We start from the raw sequence: 19,282 nt of genomic DNA, 5'->3' as shown, positions 1-19,282 counted from the left end.
TCGCCCGGTAGCCACCTTCGACCTCAAGTAAGGCCAGGCGCAGCGCCCACCGCTGGGAGGCATCCTTGACCGGTGCGATGCGTCGCTCGATCAACACCAGCTCGTCCAGGGAGAAACCTCGCGCTAAAGAACTTGCTGTCTTCTGTTTGCGCGTGAACTTGGTGCGCCCGAAGTACACATCCCGCAGCCGCGACCAGGCACGCGCCCGGTCCGGAGCGAAGCCCGAGGCGAGTGCAACATCAAGGTCGAAGTCGGCCAGCGTCTCTAACGCTGCGGCCGACATCGCCTGCACTAACACCTCGAACGAATTCATACATAAAACGCTAAACCGTCAACAGAGAAAGTGCACCTGGCCTGTGGATAACTGGGCGTGGGGTCGTCGAAAAGCAGTCGAAAAGCAATGGCTTATCCACAGGCAATTTGACCTCGCGGCGAAACCCGCTAAGATACCCAACCGAAGTTTGAGCGATCCGTAAGGGTCGCGCTCAAGTTTCACCGAAGACCGTCGGTCACTTCCGTAAGGGAGTCGAAGGTATCCCATTCCAGGGATCGACCCACGCAGGAGAAACGAGGCTGGACTTGCGTCTGCCCCGTGCCTTCTGCACGGGGCATTTTTCATTGGTGCTCTGGGCGGATTGAAGGACATGAAGTATCGGAAGGAGGCGTGTGTCATGGCAAACCCGAAGAATGTTGCGGAACTTGCAGCTCTGAAGGAGAAGTTCGCTGAGGCGGACTCCATCGTGCTGACTGAGTACCGTGGCCTGACCGTCGGCCAGCTCCAGCAGCTGCGCGGCGATATGGGCTTTGATGTCGAGTACCACGTCGCCAAGAACACTCTCATCAAGATCGCTGCTAATGAGCAGGGCATTGAGGGTCTCGACGATCTTCTCACCGGCCCGACCGCTGTTGCGTTCATCAAGGGCGACGCGGCTGTTGATGCTGCGAAGGTGATGAAGAAGTTCAACAAGGACCACGACGCGTTCGTGATCAAGGGCGGCTTCATGGACGGTAACGTCCTGGACGCTTCCCAGATCGACGCTCTGGCTGAGATGGACAACCGCGAGACCACCCTTGCGAAGCTCGCTGGTGCGTTCGAGGGTTCTCTGGCAAAGGCTGCCGGCCTGTTCCAGGCTCCGGCCTCCAAGACGGCTCGTCTTGTCGCTGCGCTGCAGGACAAGCAGGAAGCCGCGTAAGCAAACTTTTACATCTGGGCTGCAGACGCCCACCTAAAGAAAGGAAGCCATCATGGCTAAGCTCACCAAGGACGAGCTCATTGAGCAGTTCAAGGAAATGACCCTCATCGAACTTTCCGAGTTCCTGAAGGAATTCGAGGAGGTCTTCGACGTGACCGCTGCTGCTCCGGTTGCAGTTGCTGCTGCTCCGGGCGCTGCTGGCGATGCTCCGGCTGCTGAGGAGAAGGACGAGTTCGACGTTGTCCTCGAGGACGCTGGCGACAAGAAGATCGGTGTCATTAAGGCTGTCCGCGAGCTCGTTCCGGGCCTGGGCCTGAAGGACGCTAAGGAAATGGTTGAGGGCACCCCGAAGGCCATCCTGGAAGGCGCTTCCAAGGACGACGCTGAGGCTGCTAAGGCTAAGCTCGAGGAGGCTGGCGCAAAGGTCACCCTCAAGTAAGAGCCTTTCGCTTTTCGACGACACCCCCGCCCACCGGTACGTTTACCGGCTGGCGGGGGTTTCGCTTGTCCTGCGCTAAGATTTCGGACCATGCTGCGTTTTTCCCGTTCCTTGGCCGCGTTGGTTGCTGGTGTGGGTATTGCGCTGGTGGTTGCTGGGATGTTGGCGCCGCGGGTGTTGTTGTCAGGGGAGCGGTTGCCGTTGGCGTTGGGGGATGCGACGTGGACGATTACGGATCCGGATGGCATGCGTGCGGGGGAGTCGGCGCCGGTGACGCGTCAGTTGCATTTGGAGGTGATGGAGCCTTCGGGGGATGAGCGGGCGGCTATTCGTGTGGGGGATTCGGTGCGAGCGGGTGAGGCGCCGGGGGATTTTGAGAATTTGGTGTCTGCGACGACGTGGTCGTATGAGTTGGATCGGGTGTCGGGTGAGGCGTTGTCGCCGGCGCAGGCGCAGGTAATTTTTGCGATGCCTGCTGCTCAGGTGGCGGTGAATGGTGTGTGGCTGAAATTCCCGTCGCCCGCGCCTGCGTCGGACGTGGACGTGTTTGATCCGGTGTTGCGTGGTTCGGCGGTGGCGCGGTTCGTCGATACGCAAGAGATCGGCGGACGCACCGTCAACCGCTACCAGCAGACGGTCGCTCCGACGAATATCGCGCAGCGCTACGCCGATCCGCGTAATACGTTGACGGTTGATGGTGAACGTACGTTCTTTACTCATGCGGCGGAGCGCGAGTTGCTTGTCGACGAGCAAACGGGCGTTGTTGTGGGCATCAACGAGCGTGTCGACGACTACTATGCCGACGCCGAGGGTAACGGCGTGCAGAACGTGCTGACCTATGACGGACGTATGGACGAGGCGCAGGTCACGGAACTTGTGCAGCGGGTTGGTCAGGCGCAGCCGAAGGCGGCCAATCCGTTGTTGTGGTGGATTGTCACCGGTGTCGGTGCGGTGTTGGCCCTGGTGGGGCTGATTGGTTCGGTTGTTTCGGCGCGTCGCAATTGACGAGTCGCGCGGGTGGGGTGGTAGGCTGCCCTCCAGCAACTTGGACAACGGCACCAGCCGGCACGGGTGCGTGAGGGTTGTAACGCGGGGGGGGGAGTGCCCGATAGGGCCCTTTACAATTTGTTAGCTTTTGTATAAGCTTGCTCGTTGCGCTGGAAGCCGTCTCCAGTACGTCATTGAAGCCTTGTGCATACGGATGAGAATTTCCTATTTGACAAGGTGATTTTGTTGTCTCTGGGGGCGGGTCTTCCGAAGCAGACCAAATGCTAACTTATCCTGCGGAAATGCCGCTGGACCGCGAAGCCAGACGCGGGCCGGTGAGCATCCGCCAGAGGTGCTGGAAGGACCCAACTTGGCAGTCTCAGACCAGACCATGAATATGGCTGAAATCCCGGGGGCTCCGGAACGTTATTCGTTCGCGAAGATTAACGAGCCCATTACCGTCCCGGGCTTGCTCGATGTGCAGCTCGAATCGTTCGCGTGGCTCGTCGGTACGTCGGAGTGGCGTGAGAATGAGCAGGCGAGCCGTGGCGACGATGCACGCGTCACCTCGGGCCTTGAGGACATTCTTGAGGAGCTCTCCCCGATCGAGGACTACTCGGGCAACATGAGCCTGACGTTGTCCGAGCCGCGCTTCGAAGACGTGAAGTACACGATCGACGAGTGCAAGGACAAGGACATCAACTACTCCGCGCCGCTCTATGTGACCGCGGAGTTCATTAACAACGACACGCAGGAGATTAAGTCCCAGACCGTGTTCATTGGCGATTTTCCGCTGATGACCGACAAGGGCACCTTCATTGTCAACGGCACCGAGCGTGTCGTTGTCTCCCAGCTGGTGCGCTCCCCAGGCGTGTACTTCGACGAGTCGATTGATAAGTCCACGGAGCGCCCGCTGCACTCCGTGAAGGTTATCCCGTCTCGCGGCGCTTGGCTCGAGTTCGACGTGGACAAGCGTGACACCGTTGGTGTGCGTATTGACCGTAAGCGTCGCCAGCCGGTTACCGTCCTGCTGAAGGCTCTGGGTTGGACCACGGAACAGATCACGGAGCGCTTCGGCTTCTCCGAGATCATGATGTCCACCCTGGAAAACGACGGTGTGAACAACACCGACGAGGCTCTGCTGGAGATTTACCGCAAGCAGCGTCCGGGCGAGCAGCCGACGCGTGACCTTGCGCAGTCCCTGCTGGAGAACTCGTTCTTCAAGGCGAAGCGTTACGACCTGGCTCGCGTGGGCCGTTACAAGGTCAACCGCAAGCTTGGTCTCGGCGGCGATCACGACGGTTTGATGACGCTGACCGAAGAGGACATTGCTACCACCCTCGAGTACTTGGTGCGTCTGCACGCAGGTGAGTCGGAGATGACCTCCCCGTCCGGTGAGATCATCCCGATCAACACCGACGACATCGACCACTTCGGTAATCGTCGTCTGCGCACCGTGGGTGAGCTGATCCAGAACCAGGTACGCGTTGGCCTGTCCCGTATGGAGCGCGTCGTGCGTGAACGCATGACCACCCAGGATGCGGAGTCGATTACCCCGACGTCGCTGATTAACGTGCGTCCGGTCTCCGCTGCGATCCGCGAGTTCTTCGGTACCTCGCAGCTGTCGCAGTTCATGGACCAGAACAACTCTCTGTCTGGCCTGACCCACAAGCGTCGTCTGTCTGCGCTTGGTCCGGGTGGTCTGTCGCGTGAGCGCGCCGGCATCGAGGTGCGAGACGTGCACCCGTCGCACTACGGCCGTATGTGCCCGATTGAGACCCCGGAAGGCCCGAACATTGGTCTGATTGGTGCGCTGTCCTCGTACGCGCGCGTCAACCCGTTCGGTTTCATTGAGACGCCGTACCAGAAGGTCGAAGACGGCAAGCTGACCGACCAGATTGATTACCTCACCGCCGACGAGGAGGACCGCTACGCCATTGCGCAGGCGGCCACCCCGATGGATAAGGACGGCAACCTCACCGGTGAGCGTATCGAGGTCCGCCTCAAGGACGGCGACATTGGCGTCGTCGGCCCGAAGGGCGTTGACTACCTGGATATTTCCCCGCGTCAGATGGTGTCCGTGGCTACGGCGATGATTCCGTTCCTCGAGCACGACGATGCAAACCGTGCCCTCATGGGTGCGAACATGCAGAAGCAGGCTGTGCCGCTGCTGCGCGCCGAGTCCGCATACGTGGCTACTGGTATGGAGCAGCGTGCTGCGTACGACGCCGGCGATACCGTCATTTCCAAGAAGGCCGGCGTGATTGAGAACGTCACGGGCGACTACATCACCGTCATGGATGATGAGGGTGGCCGCGACACCTACATGCTGCGCACCTTCGAGCGTACGAACCAGGGCACCTGCTACAACCAGACCCCGATCGTGAACGCGGGCGACCGCGTCGAGGCTGGTCAGGTTATCGCTGACGGCCCGGGCACCAAGGACGGCGAGATGGCTCTCGGCCGTAACCTGCTGGTTGCGTTCATGCCGTGGGAAGGCCACAACTACGAGGACGCCATCATCCTCAACCAGCGCGTGGTCGAGGAGGACATCCTCACCTCCGTGCACATCGAGGAGCACGAGATTGATGCCCGCGACACCAAGCTTGGTGCCGAGGAGATCACTCGTGAGATCCCGAACGTGTCCGAGGACGTGCTGAAGGATCTGGACGAGCGCGGCATCATCCGTATCGGTGCGGACGTGCGTGACGGCGACATCCTTGTCGGTAAAGTCACCCCGAAGGGCGAGACCGAGCTGACCCCGGAGGAGCGCCTGCTGCGCGCCATCTTCGGCGAGAAGGCCCGCGAGGTCCGCGACACCTCCCTGAAGGTGCCCCACGGTGAGCAGGGCAAGGTCATTGCTGTGCGTCGCTTCTCCCGTGAGGACGACGACGATCTGTCCCCGGGCGTGAACGAGATGATCCGCGTGTACGTGGCTCAGAAGCGCAAGATCCAGGACGGCGACAAGATGGCTGGCCGCCACGGCAACAAGGGTGTCGTGGGCAAGATCCTGCCTCAGGAAGACATGCCGTTCATGGCTGACGGCACCCCGGTGGACATCATTCTGAACACCCACGGTGTGCCGCGTCGTATGAACATCGGCCAGGTGCTCGAGGTCCACTTGGGCTGGCTGGCGAAGGCCGGCTGGACGGTGAACCCGGACGATCCGGCGAACGCTAAGTTGCTGGAGACCCTGCCGGAGCACCTGTATGACGTTCCGCCGGAGTCGCTGACCGCAACCCCGGTGTTCGACGGTGCGACCAACGACGAGATCGCAGGCCTGCTTGCTAACTCCAAGCCGAACCGCGACGGCGACGTCATGGTGGACGGCGACGGTAAGACCGTCCTGTTCGACGGCCGTTCCGGTGAGCCGTACAAGTACCCGATTTCGGTCGGTTACATGTACATGCTGAAGCTGCACCACCTGGTGGACGAGAAGATTCACGCTCGTTCCACTGGTCCGTACTCGATGATTACGCAGCAGCCGCTGGGCGGTAAGGCTCAGTTCGGTGGCCAGCGTTTCGGCGAGATGGAGGTGTGGGCAATGCAGGCTTACGGCGCTGCCTACACGCTGCAGGAGCTGCTGACCATTAAGTCGGATGACGTGGTCGGCCGTGTGAAGGTTTACGAGGCGATTGTCAAGGGCGACAACATCCCGGATCCGGGTATTCCGGAGTCTTTCAAGGTGTTGCTCAAGGAGTTGCAGTCCCTGTGCTTGAACGTGGAGGTTCTCTCTACTGATGGCACGCCGATGGAGCTCGACGGCGATGACGACGAGTTTGATCAGGCTGGCTCCTCGCTCGGCATTAACCTGTCCCGCGATGAGGGTGCAGCGGCGGATACCGCTTAGGCGCCAGGTGGTCGTCGTAAAGCAATTGCTTGTCGACGACCAAACGAACGCAATAGCCAACCACTTAAAAGAAAAGGAATTTTTACGTGTTTGACGTAAACCTCTTCGATGAGCTTCGCATCGGCCTGGCCACCGCCGACGACATTCGCCGTTGGTCCCACGGCGAGGTGAAGAAGCCTGAAACCATTAACTACCGCACGCTCAAGCCGGAAAAGGACGGCCTGTTCTGCGAGCGCATCTTCGGTCCGACCCGCGACTGGGAGTGTGCCTGCGGTAAGTACAAGCGTGTCCGCTACAAGGGCATCATCTGCGAGCGCTGCGGCGTCGAGGTGACCAAGTCCAAGGTGCGCCGTGAGCGGATGGGCCACATTGAGCTGGCTGCTCCGGTGACGCACATCTGGTACTTCAAGGGTGTGCCGTCGCGTCTGGGCTACCTGCTCGACCTGGCGCCGAAGGATCTTGAGCGCATCATTTACTTCGCGGCGAACATCATCACCTCGGTTGATGACGAGGCTCGACACAACGACATGTCCACCCTCGAGGCGGAGATGTTGATGGAGAAGAAGGATGTCGAGGACGACACCAACTCCGAGATCGCCGACCGTGCGCAGAAGTTGGAGGAGGACCTCGCTGAGCTCGAGGCTTCCGGTGCGACTGCTGCTGCCCGCAAGAAGGTGCAGAACGCTGCCGATAAGGAAATGCAGCACCTGCGCGAGGCTGGCGAGCGCGAGGTTGAGCGCCTCGACGAGATCTGGACCACCTTCCAGAAGCTCGCTCCGAAGCAGATGATTATCGACGAAAACCTCTACGAGGAACTCGTCGACCGTTACGAGGATTACTTCACCGGCGGCATGGGCGCCGAGGCAATCCAGACCCTGATCCGCAACTTCGACCTCGACGCCGAGGCTGAGGAGCTGCGCGGCATCATCGCCGAGGGCAAGGGCCAGAAGAAGGTCCGCGCCCTGAAACGTCTGCGCGTTGTCGCTGCGTTCCAGCGCTCGGGCAACGACCCGGCCGGCATGATCCTCGACGCCATCCCGGTGATCCCGCCGGAGCTCCGTCCGATGGTCCAGCTCGACGGTGGCCGTTTTGCCACCTCCGACCTGAACGACCTGTACCGCCGCGTGATCAACCGCAACAACCGTTTGAAGCGCATGATCGACCTGGGCGCACCAGAGATCATCGTGAACAACGAGAAGCGCATGCTGCAGGAGTCCGTTGACGCCCTGTTCGACAACGGTCGTCGTGGCCGTCCGGTCACCGGCCCGGGCACCCGTCCGCTGAAGTCCCTGTCTGATCTGCTCAAGGGCAAGCAGGGCCGCTTCCGCCAGAACCTGCTGGGTAAGCGTGTGGACTACTCCGGCCGTTCCGTGATTATCGTCGGCCCGCAGCTGAAGCTGCACGAGTGTGGTCTGCCGAAGCGTATGGCGCTCGAGCTGTTTAAGCCGTTCGTGATGAAGCGCCTCGTCGATAATGACTACGCGCAGAACATCAAGTCCGCCAAGCGCATGGTGGAGCGTCAGCGCCCTGAGGTGTGGGACGTCCTCGAAGAGGCGATTTCCGAGCACCCAGTGCTGCTCAACCGTGCGCCGACCCTGCACCGTCTGGGTATCCAGGCGTTCGAGCCGAAGCTGGTCGAGGGTAAGGCAATTCAGCTGCACCCGCTGGCCTGTGAAGCATTCAACGCCGACTTCGACGGCGACCAGATGGCAGTCCACCTGCCGCTGTCCGCAGAGGCGCAGGCTGAGGCCCGCATCCTGATGCTGTCCTCCAACAACATCCTGTCCCCGGCATCCGGCAAGCCGCTGGCAATGCCGCGCCTGGACATGGTGACCGGCCTGTACTTCCTGACCATGCTCAAGGGCCCGCAGGAAATCGGCGGCGAGGGCGCATATGCACCTGCCGACGAAAACGGTCCGGAGCGCGGCGTCTACTCGTCCTACCGTGAGGCCATCATGGCTTACGACCTGGGCGTGCTTGGCCTGCAGGCACCGATCAAGGTGCGCATCGATCACCTGCGTCCGACGGAGGAGATCGAGGCAGAGCAGTTCCCGGATGGTTGGACGAAGGGTCAGCCGTGGATGATGGAGACCACCCTTGGTCGCATCATGTTCAACGAGCTCATGCCGTTTAACTTCCCGTACCAGGAAGGCGCCATGGTCCGTAAGGGCGGTGGCGGCGGCAAGGTGCTGCTCGGCGACATCATCCAGTCCATGGTTGAGCAGTACCCGATGATCACCGTCGCTCAGGTGCTGGACAAGATGAAGGACGCTGGCTTCTACTGGTCCACCCGTTCCGGCGTCACCATCTCCATGTCCGACGTGCTGATTCTCCCGAACAAGAACGAAGTCCTCGAGCAGTACGAGAAGGAAGCCGAGGCCATCGAGCGCAAGTTCTGGGAGAAGGGTGCGCTTACGGAGGAAAACCGTTACGACCGTCTGGTCGAGCTGTGGCAGGATGCCACCAACAAGGTTGGTCAGGCCGTGGAGGACCTGTACCCGGACGACAACCCGATTCCGATGATCGTGAAGTCCGGTGCTGCAGGTAACATGCGTCAGATCTGGACCCTGGCCGGCATGAAGGGCATGGTCGTGAACTCGCGTGGTGAGTACATCACGCGCCCGATCAAGACCTCTTTCCGCGAAGGCCTGTCCGTGATGGAGTACTTCAACAACTCCCACGGTTCCCGTAAGGGTCTTGCCGATACCGCTCTGCGTACCGCTGACTCGGGCTACCTCACCCGTCGTCTGGTGGACGTGGCGCAGGACGTCATCGTCCGCGAGGAGGACTGTGGCACCCGTCAGGGCGTCAAGGTTCCTGTTGCCGTGGAAAACGCTGGCGTTTTCCACCGCCACGACCTGGTCGAGACCTCTGTCTCCGGCCGTGTTCTGGCTGCGGATGCCACCGACGCTGATGGCAAGGTCATCGCCGAGGCTGGTACCGAGTTGAGCGAGCAGCGTATCGACGACCTCGTGGCCGCCGGCATCACCGAGGTCAAGGTTCGCTCCGTGCTGACCTGCCAGACCCCGACCGGTGTCTGCGCGAAGTGCTACGGCAAGTCCATGGCCTCCGGTCACCTCGTCGACATCGGCGAAGCCGTCGGCATCGTGGCTGCACAGTCCATTGGTGAGCCGGGTACTCAGCTGACCATGCGTACCTTCCACCAGGGTGGTGTCGGTGGCGACATTACCGGTGGTCTGCCGCGTGTCCAGGAGCTCTTCGAGGCCCGCGTTCCGAAGAACCGCGCCCCGATCGCTTCCGTGGCCGGCACGATCTCGCTCGAGGACGAAGGCAACTTCTGGACCCTGACCATCCACCCGGATGACGGTTCCGACGTGGTGGTCTACGAGAAGCTGTCCAAGCGCCAGGGCCTGGCCCAGGTTCGCCGCCCGATGGAGTCCAACCCGGACGCCATGATCGAGCGTGGCCTGCGCGAGGGTGACCACGTCGAGGTGGGCGAGCGCCTGCTTCGCGGTGCTGCTGACCCGCACGACGTGCTCGAGGTTCTCGGCCGTCGCGGTGTGGAGAAGCACCTTATCGACGAGGTCCAGGCCGTGTACCGCACCCAGGGTGTGTCCATCCACGACAAGCACATCGAGATCATCATCCGCCAGATGCTGCGTCGCGGCACCGTGATCGACTCGGGTACCACCGAGTTCCTTCCGGGCACGCTCGTTGACCTGTCGGAGGCACGCCAGGTCAACGCCGCTGCTGTGGCAGACGGTGGCGAGCCGGCCGAGATGCGCTCCGAGATCATGGGCATCACCAAGGCATCGCTGGCTACCGAGTCCTGGCTGTCGGCCGCGTCCTTCCAGGAGACCACCCGTGTGCTCACGGACGCTGCGATTAACAAGCGATCCGACAAGCTCATCGGCCTGAAGGAGAACGTGATCATCGGTAAGTTGATCCCGGCTGGTACCGGTATCTCCCGCTACCGCAACATCCAGGTCAAGCCGACCGAGGCGGCACGCTCCGCGGCGTACGCCATCCCGACCTTCGGCGATTCCATCTACGGCGACGAAGGCTACGGCGAATTCACCGGCGCTTCGGTGCCGATGGAAGAGTTCGGCTACGAGGAGCTCTAAAGGCAGCCCCAGCATTCTGGCTTAGCTAGGTCTGCTTCAAAGCCCGGCATCCCCGCTGAGGGGAGGCCGGGCTTTTTGTTGTGCTGATACTAAATGCGAGCACCGCGGGCTGCGCGCACGATTCCTACGCCACCCATGAGTGCGAGCCCGCGAACATGGATGACCGGAGCATCGGCGGGAATCTCAGCGAGAGAAAACCTGCACGATGAGTGGGTTTCCACCCCGAAACCACCCATGATTCCAATTCCTGCATCGACGACTCGGACATCGTCTGGCACGATGATCTCGATGCCACCCATGATGGCGAATGCGTTGATCTCGGTCTCGTGAGAACTCAACCTCGCCTCGCGCAGATCGATTGAGCTTCCGCCCATCACGGTGAAGGAGGTGTGCGTCGGAGCTACCAACCAGTCGCCGCCTCGCTCGCTGCCTCCCATGACTGCAAGGCTGAAGCCGGAGCCGCCGGATTCGCCGGTGACGTAGTTCCTCACTCCTGAAGGGCGCTGGGCCGGAGGATGGGGTTGGGCGGTGACGGGGGAGAGATCGTCGATAAGCGCAGGAAGCTCATCGACAAAGGTTGCCTCGTAGAGCATGCGAGAGCGCTCGTCGAACTCGTTGACGGAGAGCTGTCCATCGACGAATGCATCGTGAAGGAAGGCGGCGGCACGGTCGCGTTCCGCGCTGCTCAGTCGCTTACGGGGGAGGTTCGCATCGCTCATGCCACGAAAGCTAGCACGGATTTGCCGTCATGCCTTGGCGTGTTGTAAATTATCTGAGGTTTCGCCCGTGTGAATCGGTGCGAAGTTAAACGAACTCCATGCGACTCGTTCACTAGGTAGTTCATGCAAACGGCAGGGCCCCGGAAGAAGAGCCCCTATTTTTGCATGTATGGCCATGTGTGAGCGGGACGCGCGAACAGAAAGGGCTTGAATGCCTACTATTCAGCAGCTGGTCCGCAAGGGCCGCCACTCCAAGAGCGCGAAGGTGGCTACTGCTGCGCTGAAGGGCTCTCCGCAGCGCCGCGGCGTGTGCACCCGCGTGTACACCACCACCCCGAAGAAGCCGAACTCTGCACTGCGTAAGGTCGCCCGTGTGCGCCTGACCTCCGGTGTCGAGGTCTCCGCTTACATTCCGGGCGAGGGCCACAACCTGCAGGAGCACTCCATGGTGCTCGTGCGCGGCGGCCGTGTGAAGGACCTCCCGGGTGTGCGCTACAAGATCGTTCGTGGCGCCCTCGATACCCAGGCAGTGAAGGACCGTAAGCAGGCACGTTCCCGCTACGGCGCGAAGAAGGGACAGTAATCAATGCGTAAGCAGCAAGCACCGAAGCGTCCCATCGTTAAGGATCCGGTATACGAGTCCGAGCTGGTCACCCAGCTTGTGAACAAGATCCTGCAGGACGGCAAGAAGTCCACCGCCGAGCGCATCGTCTACGGCGCACTCGAGATCTGCCGCGAGAAGACCGGCACCGATCCGGTGGGCACCCTGGAAAAGGCTATCGGCAACGTTCGCCCGGACCTCGAGGTTCGCTCCCGCCGTGTTGGTGGCGCAACCTACCAGGTCCCGGTTGACGTCAAGCCGGAGCGCTCCACCACTCTCGCCCTGCGTTGGCTGGTCACCTTTACCCGCCAGCGTCGTGAGAACTCGATGATCGAGCGTCTCGCCAACGAGATCCTGGATGCTTCCAACGGTCTCGGCGCATCCGTGAAGCGTCGCGAGGATGTCCACAAGATGGCAGAGGCCAACCGCGCCTTCGCCCACTACCGCTGGTAAGAGCTGGAAGCGAGATGATCGTCGGCAAACCCCGAAACTGCATATGTGTCCCCTCGTGGGGCCCGCGTTTTCGGGGTTTTCGTCGATAAGCACAAGCTCGCGCTGCCATTTGAGCAACAAAGTGGCAGAATTGACTAACGACAACTAACCGACAAAGACGCTTCACCGCGTCGACGACATTAAGTTGGGGTAACAAACGTGGCACAAGAAGTGCTTAAGGACCTGCACAAGGTCCGCAACATCGGCATCATGGCCCACATTGACGCCGGTAAGACCACCACCACCGAGCGCATCCTGTTCTACACGGGCATCAACCGCAAGGTCGGCGAAACCCACGACGGTGGCGCAACCACCGACTGGATGGATCAGGAGAAAGAGCGCGGCATCACCATTACGTCCGCAGCTGTGACCTGTTTCTGGAACAACAACCAGATCAACATCATTGACACCCCGGGTCACGTGGACTTCACCGTTGAGGTGGAGCGCTCCCTGCGCGTGCTCGATGGTGCTGTCGCCGTGTTCGACGGCAAGGAAGGCGTTGAGCCGCAGTCCGAGCAGGTGTGGCGTCAGGCTGCGAAGTACGACGTACCGCGTATCTGCTTCGTCAACAAGATGGACAAGCTGGGTGCAGACTTCTTCTACACCGTCGGCACCATTGTCGACCGCCTCGGCGCTAAGCCGTTGGTAATGCAGATTCCGATCGGCGCTGAGGACGACTTCGACGGCGTCGTCGATCTGCTCGAGATGAAGGCTCTGCAGTGGCCGGGCAAGGTTGAGACCGGCACGCCGCCTCAGATCACCGAGATCCCGGAGGACCTCAAGGAGCTCGCAGAAGAGTACCGCGAGAAGCTTCTCGAGACCGTTGCTGAGTCCGACGAAGAGCTCATGGAGAAGTACTTCGGTGGCGAAGAACTCACCATCGAGGAAATCAAGGGCGCCATCCGCAAGCTCACCGTGAACTCCGAGATCTACCCGGTGTTCTGCGGTACCGCATACCGCAACAAGGGCATCGAGCCGATCCTCGACGCTGTTGTTGACTACCTGCCGAGCCCGCTGGACATCGGCGAGGTGCGTGGCACCTCCGTCGACGGCTCCGAGGAACTCTTCCGTAAGCCGTCCGTCGAAGAGCCGTTCTCCGCACTGGCCTTCAAGATCGCCGTGCACCCGTTCTTCGGCAAGCTCACCTACGTGCGCGTCTACTCCGGCCAGGCTATTCCGGGCGAGCAGATGCTCAACTCCACGAAGTCCAAGAAGGAGCGCGTGGGCAAGCTCTTCCAGATGCACGCGAACAAGGAGAACCCGGTCGAGCACGCAGACGCCGGCAACATCTACGCGTTCATCGGCCTGAAGGAAACTACGACCGGCGACACGCTGTGCAACCCGGATCACCCGATCATCCTCGAGTCTATGGACTTCCCGGACCCGGTTATCCAGGTGGCCATCGAGCCGAAGACCAAGGCTGACCAGGAGAAGCTCGGTACCGCTATTCAGAAGCTTGCTGAAGAGGACCCGACCTTCACCGTCCAGCTCGACGAAGAGACCGGCCAGACCGTCATCGGCGGCATGGGCGAGCTCCACCTCGACGTGCTGGTGGACCGCATGAAGCGCGAGTTCAAGGTTGAGGCAAACATCGGTTCCCCGCAGGTTGCTTACCGCGAGACCATTCGCAAGAAGGTCGAGTCCCTCGACTTCACCCACAAGAAGCAGACCGGTGGTTCGGGCCAGTTCGCAAAGGTCATCGTCACCATCGAGCCGTACAACCCGGATCCGGAGACCCTGGAAGAGGGCGAGTCCGCAACCTACAAGTTCGAGAACGCCGTCACCGGTGGTCGTGTGCCGAAGGAATACATCCCGTCCGTCGACGCTGGTATCCAGGACGCAATGCAGTACGGCTACCTCGCTGGCTACCCGCTGGTGAACATCAAGGCCACCCTCGAGGACGGCGCTTACCACGACGTCGACTCTTCGGAAATGGCGTTTAAGATCGCTGGCTCCCAGGTCCTCAAGGAAGCTGTTGCTAAGGCGAAGCCGGTTCTGCTTGAGCCGGTCATGGCTGTTGAGGTCGTAACCCCGGAGGAGTACATGGGCACCGTTAACGGTGACATCAGCTCCCGCCGTGGCCAGGTCTACGCCATGGAAGATCGCTCCGGCGCAAAGGTCGTCCGTGCGAAGGTGCCGCTGTCCGAGATGTTCGGCTACATCGGCGACCTGCGTTCCTCGACCGCTGGCCGTGCAAACTTCACCATGGTGTTCGACTCCTACGCTGAGGTTCCGCAGAGCGTCGCGCAGGAGATCATCGAGAAGCGCAACGGCAACTAAGCCGCCTTCTCCCGCCAGCTGCGTGCCAGCAGCTGGCGTATAAGGGAGAACCCCTAGCGGGGTAGCGGTCGCGCTGAGGCAACGCAACAACGGGCGTTGTCTGAGCCGGCCGTTACCCTCTAGGTTGGTCCGGGGAATCGGATCGGCCAGTTTGAAAAACGGCCTTTTTGAACCTAGGATCTTGTAACTGGCACATTGTGAAATGGCTCCCGTCGCTATATCCGTTTTGGGCTGTAGCGGTTGGGCGTAAGCAAACCACGTGGCTGCGAAGGTCGTAGCCACCATGAAGTCCAGGAGGACAATCAGTGGCAAAGGAAAAGTTCGAGCGCACTAAGCCGCACGTGAACATCGGCACCATTGGTCACGTCGACCACGGCAAGACCACCACCACCGCTGCGATCACCAAGGTACTGGCAGACCAGTACCCGGAGGAGAACAAGGCCTTCGACTACGCGATGATCGATAAGGCTCCGGAGGAGCGCGAGCGCGGCATTACCATCAACATCTCCCACGTGGAGTACAACACCCCGAAGCGTCACTACGCACACGTCGACGCCCCGGGCCACGCCGACTACATCAAGAACATGATTACCGGCGCTGCTCAGATGGACGGCGCAATCCTCGTGGTTGCTGCTACCGACGGCCCGATGCCGCAGACCCGTGAGCACGTTCTGCTCGCTCGCCAGGTTGGCGTTCCGTACATCCTCGTTGCACTGAACAAGTGCGACATGGTCGACGACGAAGAGATCATCGAGCTCGTCGAGATGGAGGTTCGCGAGCTGCTGGCTGAGCAGGACTACGACGAGGAAGCACCGATCGTCCACATCTCCGCTCTGAAGGCTCTTGAGGGCGATGAGAAGTGGGTTCAGTCCATCGTTGACCTCATGCAGGCTTGCGACGACTCCATCCCGGATCCGGAGCGCGAGACCGACAAGCCGTTCCTGATGCCGATCGAGGACATCTTCACCATTTCCGGCCGCGGCACCGTGGTTACCGGTCGTGTGGAGCGTGGCGTCCTCAACCTCAACGACGAGGTCGAGATCATCGGTATCCGCGAGAAGTCCCAGAAGACCACCGTCACCTCCATCGAGATGTTCAACAAGCTTCTCGACACCGCTGAGGCTGGCGACAACGCTGCACTGCTGCTGCGTGGTCTGAAGCGCGAGGACGTCGAGCGCGGCCAGGTCATCATCAAGCCGGGCGCTTACACCCCGCACACCAAGTTCGAGGGCTCCGTCTACGTGCTGTCCAAGGACGAGGGCGGCCGTCACACCCCGTTCTTCGACAACTACCGTCCGCAGTTCTACTTCCGCACCACCGACGTGACCGGTGTTGTGAAGCTGCCGGAGGGCACCGAGATGGTTATGCCGGGCGACAACGTCGACATGACCGTCGAGCTCATCCAGCCGGTCGCTATGGACGAGGGCCTGCGCTTCGCTATCCGCGAGGGCTCCCGCACCGTCGGCGCTGGCCGCGTTACCAAGATCCTCGACTAATTCGAGTCGATCTGACGTAACCGTCGGATAAACGCCAAGGCCGCCTCTCCCGTTTGGGAGGGGCGGCCTTTTGCATGCCCTGAGGGGGGTTTATGGTCTGAGGTGTGCAGGACCCAACACGTATCCCGAAGATTCTGGCCGCGCTTCAAGAGGTTTGGGAGGGGCAACCAGATTTGAGCCTCGGCCAATTATTTGGGGTATTGGGCAATCGTGGGCTGGGGTGGGACTCAACTGACGCAGAGGCGCTCGCAGTTCTTCAGCAGCTCTCTCAGGAGCATCCTTCGCTTGTCGACAACACCTCCGCCCCCATTACCTTCACCATCGTCGAACCGCACCTGCAGGTTACCTTGGTGGACGGAAATGTGGTGGTGCGAAGCGCGGCGCACCCAGGGCGAATGCCGTCGGTGTGGCGGTATGCGTCGATGCGACGTACCGGTCCGGGGTTACCGCTCGTGTTAACTGATGTGGAGGGGGTGGAACATCGGCTGGGGATTGTCCGTCATTTGAAGCTTTTTACGCCGGGGGAGAGTCGCTCGTTGGCGGGATTGCTGCAAGATAGCGTAGGAGCGAACCGGTGGTTGGTGGCGCTGGAAGATGGCGCAAGGGCTGTGGTCGGCAGCCGGATCCGTCGTTGGGTACAGGCGCGTCGTGATGTTGACGTGGATACCTTCGCCTGGGCACGCATTCTTCAATGCGAGGCGGGGGCGGACATGACAATCGCCCCAGCCTCCGGTGGGGAGCCGGTGGTGCTGGGGCGAGTTACCGCGGTGTTGCCGCTGGAAGTTCAGGAGGAAGCCTAGACAGCCGCGAAGCCGCGTTTAGGCGGAGATCCTATCGAATTGCAGCTTCCATACGGTATCGATGTCCATGGTGTGGCTTGCGAGCCGGAAATCGTCGTCTGCGGCCTCGATAGCGCGGATGGCGCTTTCCAACGGGTAGTTCGGGTTCGCGGTGACGGTGAACGTGACGGTCGGGCGTTGGCCGACCATAGCGACGCGGCTGTCGGCGCGTTGGACTTCGTCGAGACGCTGGATGGTGTTGCAGGCTGCCTCGGCGACGCGCTGAACGTTGATTACCGTGTCACCGTGCGCGGCATCGGCTGGCACGATGTTGCCGTTGGAGAACGCGCGGGAGCGTAGATTTGCAAGCAAGATCCACAATCCCAACACGGCCAGGACAATAGCGGCGGCGATAAGCGCCTTGGTATACCAGTCCTCGTAGGCGAGGTACGTCACGCGGCTGCGGTCGATGTCGCGGAGGAAAACGCTCAGGTACGGGATTTCCCAGTACTCCGCAATGGGGAATAGGGCCACAACGACCATCAACAGGCCGAGCAGGAACGTGACCAGACGGTTGAAGAAGCTCAATGCTTTGGTCATCGGTGCACCTCCGGGGGACGGACGTCGGACACTTCGGGCGTCGACTGCGTCGTGGTGGCGACTTGTGCCTGAGGCGTTTCCTTAGGCAACACCTTCACGGACACCGCAGGAGGCGCGGCGAGGCTCTTGAGCTCGCTGTTGAGCGATCGCGTGATGCGTTCTTGCATTGCGGGGCCGGAGCCGTCGTCGACAACCTGTACCTTGACCGACTTGCGGGTCGCCTTGGAGCGTACTTGCTCTCCACCGAGGTCGCTGTGAACCGTGTTGGTGGACTTTCGTGCCACATCGACGGGACGGGTCCAGATAGACACTGGGGAGTTCACTCGGACAAACCGGTGCGGGCGGGGTTTGAGCGCAACCACGATGAGCACAAGGCCGACCAAGGCCAGCAGGCACGCAATGATGACGGCGGGGATCTCTGTGGTGAACGAGCCGAGGAACTCAAACGCGCGACCAAACCAGGACTGCTCGGGTGATTCCGACTCGTAGGTGTAGTACCAGAGGTCACGCGCGCCGACACCCGCTAAAGCGATGAGGAGCAGGCTGATGAGGACTGCGATCCAGCGCGATGCAGGGGTGCCTAGCGGTTCGTCGCCGGGGTGTGGCCCGACTGGGCGGGCGCTAGTTGGTTCGGTCATAGTACTTCACCACCGGTTCTATCGTGATCTGCTGAAGTGGCTTCGGCTGTGGGGCCTGTGGGATGACCACGGGCTTCGGAGCCGGGCCGCGCGGGCTTGTTGGGCGCGCACTGGGCTGGATTGTCACCGGCTTGAGCGGCTGCCTATCTACGGTGATATCGCGCAACGGTCGCTGCCACGGCACCTCAACCGGCCGCATGTGCCCGAACGCCTTGACAGCGATCGGGGCGAGGGGCTGCAACGCTGGCAGCGACGGGGCGCGCAGAGCCACGGGCATGGGCGTCTCTGGGGCGAACGGCTCGAGTGGCTCGGGCACGTCAACGCCAGAAACGGTGACCGGTTTGGGCGGTTTCGGGGTTCGCACGCTTGGGGGAGTTGGTGTGGTGACGGCACGCATGTCGTCGACAAGCGATCGCGCTTCGATCGGCGCCAGTTCCTCGCGCTCGTTGGTCACGGGGTGCGTGATCTCGGTGGGAGAAACCTGGATGGGCTCTGGGATGATGAAAGCATCGTGGGTCGCAACATCGTCCCAGGTCACGCGGGAACCATCGTCGAGCGATTCGACGTTGGCAACGGTGACGTTGACGCGGGAGACATCCATCCCTGCGAGGGTGCGGATGTGGGCGATGATGGTGGCGCGCACAGCGTCCGTAATCGCCGCGACGGGCGCGGGGTAGGACGTGGCAATCTCGGCATCGATGGCGACAAGGCCCGTCGTGCGGTCGATGTGTGCCTCGATGCGCGGAAGGCTGCGGCCCGCCAGGCCCGCCAATTTCGCGTCGATGTTGCGGGATCCCGGCACTGTTGAGGCCGCCACTTCCGCCACGCGCTCGATGGTGCGTTCGCTGACGTGGTAGAAGGAAGTGTCCATCAGCTATTGCTCCGGCCGGTTCCGTTGCCGATGATGCTAGCTAGGTCGAGGCGGCCGTCGAGTTGGGCGCCTACTACGCCGCCGAGGATGGTAAACAGCAGCAGCCAGAGTAGGCCGGCCCAGCCACCGAATGTGACGAAGAAGGCAACGATGACGCCGATGATGACGCCGGTCAGTGCCTTGTTGGCAAAGAGATTCATTGTTAAACCACGTTTCGGGTTGTTGTGTGAGGTGCGGGGGCGTAGCCCGTGT

The 19,282-nt window shown here is 61.3% G+C and carries 15 protein-coding genes and 1 pseudogene; 10 read left to right on the top strand and 6 right to left on the bottom strand.

Annotation, left to right across the window (positions count from 1 at the left end):
- A pseudogene (locus HMPREF3120_RS02825) lies at nucleotides 1-313 on the bottom strand (HNH endonuclease); the annotation flags it as partial.
- 358 nt (nucleotides 314-671) lie between these two features.
- On the opposite strand from HMPREF3120_RS02825, the gene rplJ reads away from it, so the two are divergent.
- From rplJ to HMPREF3120_RS02800, 5 genes are all read left to right on the top strand, one after another.
- Nucleotides 672-1,193, top strand: coding sequence for a 50S ribosomal protein L10 (rplJ, locus tag HMPREF3120_RS02820; protein WP_070422696.1), 522 nt, complete (start codon nucleotides 672-674; stop codon nucleotides 1,191-1,193).
- 52 nt (nucleotides 1,194-1,245) lie between these two features.
- Nucleotides 1,246-1,632 carry a 50S ribosomal protein L7/L12 gene (gene rplL / locus HMPREF3120_RS02815; RefSeq protein WP_070422697.1) on the top strand — a complete coding sequence of 129 codons (387 nt, stop codon included), beginning with the start codon at nucleotides 1,246-1,248 and terminating at the stop codon, nucleotides 1,630-1,632.
- A 90-nt stretch (nucleotides 1,633-1,722) separates the two neighbouring features.
- Nucleotides 1,723-2,637, top strand: a complete 915-nt coding sequence (locus HMPREF3120_RS02810; protein WP_070450633.1) for a cell envelope lipid trafficking protein PgfA — start codon at nucleotides 1,723-1,725, stop codon at nucleotides 2,635-2,637.
- Between the two features lie 334 nt (nucleotides 2,638-2,971).
- Nucleotides 2,972-6,469 carry a DNA-directed RNA polymerase subunit beta gene (locus tag HMPREF3120_RS02805; RefSeq protein WP_070450631.1) on the top strand — a complete coding sequence of 1,166 codons (3,498 nt, stop codon included), beginning with the start codon at nucleotides 2,972-2,974 and terminating at the stop codon, nucleotides 6,467-6,469.
- An 86-nt stretch (nucleotides 6,470-6,555) separates the two neighbouring features.
- On the top strand, nucleotides 6,556-10,554 hold the full coding sequence (locus HMPREF3120_RS02800) for a DNA-directed RNA polymerase subunit beta' (protein ID WP_070450630.1): 3,999 nt from the start codon (nucleotides 6,556-6,558) through the stop codon (nucleotides 10,552-10,554).
- Between the two features lie 89 nt (nucleotides 10,555-10,643).
- Here the strand turns inward: HMPREF3120_RS02800 and HMPREF3120_RS02795 are convergent, their stop codons facing one another.
- Complete coding sequence (locus HMPREF3120_RS02795; RefSeq protein ID WP_070450627.1) at nucleotides 10,644-11,273, bottom strand: DUF1707 SHOCT-like domain-containing protein; 630 nt, start codon at nucleotides 11,271-11,273, stop codon at nucleotides 10,644-10,646.
- A gap of 211 nt (nucleotides 11,274-11,484) precedes the next feature.
- Here HMPREF3120_RS02795 and rpsL point away from each other — a divergent pair, with 211 nt between their 5' ends.
- From rpsL to HMPREF3120_RS02770, 5 genes are all read left to right on the top strand, one after another.
- A complete protein-coding gene (gene rpsL / locus HMPREF3120_RS02790) occupies nucleotides 11,485-11,856 on the top strand; it encodes a 30S ribosomal protein S12 (RefSeq protein ID WP_070422702.1) in 372 nt (123 codons plus the stop codon).
- A 3-nt stretch (nucleotides 11,857-11,859) separates the two neighbouring features.
- A complete protein-coding gene (gene rpsG, locus HMPREF3120_RS02785; RefSeq protein ID WP_070422703.1) occupies nucleotides 11,860-12,327 on the top strand; it encodes a 30S ribosomal protein S7 in 468 nt (155 codons plus the stop codon).
- Nucleotides 12,328-12,525: 198 nt separating this feature from the next.
- Nucleotides 12,526-14,646 (top strand): elongation factor G, encoded by a 2,121-nt coding sequence (gene fusA / locus HMPREF3120_RS02780; protein ID WP_070422704.1) that lies wholly within the window; start codon nucleotides 12,526-12,528, stop codon nucleotides 14,644-14,646.
- A 305-nt stretch (nucleotides 14,647-14,951) separates the two neighbouring features.
- Nucleotides 14,952-16,142 (top strand): elongation factor Tu, encoded by a 1,191-nt coding sequence (tuf, locus tag HMPREF3120_RS02775; RefSeq protein WP_070422705.1) that lies wholly within the window; start codon nucleotides 14,952-14,954, stop codon nucleotides 16,140-16,142.
- Nucleotides 16,143-16,246: 104 nt separating this feature from the next.
- A complete protein-coding gene (locus HMPREF3120_RS02770; protein ID WP_070450625.1) occupies nucleotides 16,247-16,942 on the top strand; it encodes a hypothetical protein in 696 nt (231 codons plus the stop codon).
- 18 nt (nucleotides 16,943-16,960) lie between these two features.
- Here HMPREF3120_RS02770 and HMPREF3120_RS02765 read toward each other — a convergent pair whose 3' ends face one another.
- From HMPREF3120_RS02765 to HMPREF3120_RS02750, 4 genes are read right to left on the bottom strand one after another with little or no spacing between them, the layout of a single operon-like run.
- Nucleotides 16,961-17,521 (bottom strand): hypothetical protein, encoded by a 561-nt coding sequence (locus tag HMPREF3120_RS02765; protein WP_070450623.1) that lies wholly within the window; start codon nucleotides 17,519-17,521, stop codon nucleotides 16,961-16,963.
- Nucleotides 17,518-18,159, bottom strand: a complete 642-nt coding sequence (locus tag HMPREF3120_RS02760; RefSeq protein WP_070450621.1) for an Asp23/Gls24 family envelope stress response protein — start codon at nucleotides 18,157-18,159, stop codon at nucleotides 17,518-17,520. Before HMPREF3120_RS02760 ends, HMPREF3120_RS02765 begins: the two co-directional genes overlap by 4 nt.
- The gene (locus tag HMPREF3120_RS02755) at nucleotides 18,143-19,030 is read right to left on the bottom strand and encodes an Asp23/Gls24 family envelope stress response protein (RefSeq protein WP_070450619.1); all 888 of its coding nucleotides are present in this window, start codon (nucleotides 19,028-19,030) and stop codon (nucleotides 18,143-18,145) included. Before HMPREF3120_RS02755 ends, HMPREF3120_RS02760 begins: the two co-directional genes overlap by 17 nt.
- Nucleotides 19,030-19,230, bottom strand: a complete 201-nt coding sequence (locus HMPREF3120_RS02750; protein ID WP_070422710.1) for a hypothetical protein — start codon at nucleotides 19,228-19,230, stop codon at nucleotides 19,030-19,032. Before HMPREF3120_RS02750 ends, HMPREF3120_RS02755 begins: the two co-directional genes overlap by 1 nt.
- Nucleotides 19,231-19,282 lie beyond the last annotated feature (52 nt).

This window comes from Corynebacterium sp. HMSC11D10 (assembly GCF_001806995.1).
GTDB lineage: Bacteria > Actinomycetota > Actinomycetes > Mycobacteriales > Mycobacteriaceae > Corynebacterium > Corynebacterium coyleae.
This window is presented reverse-complemented; position numbering and strand designations above follow the sequence as displayed.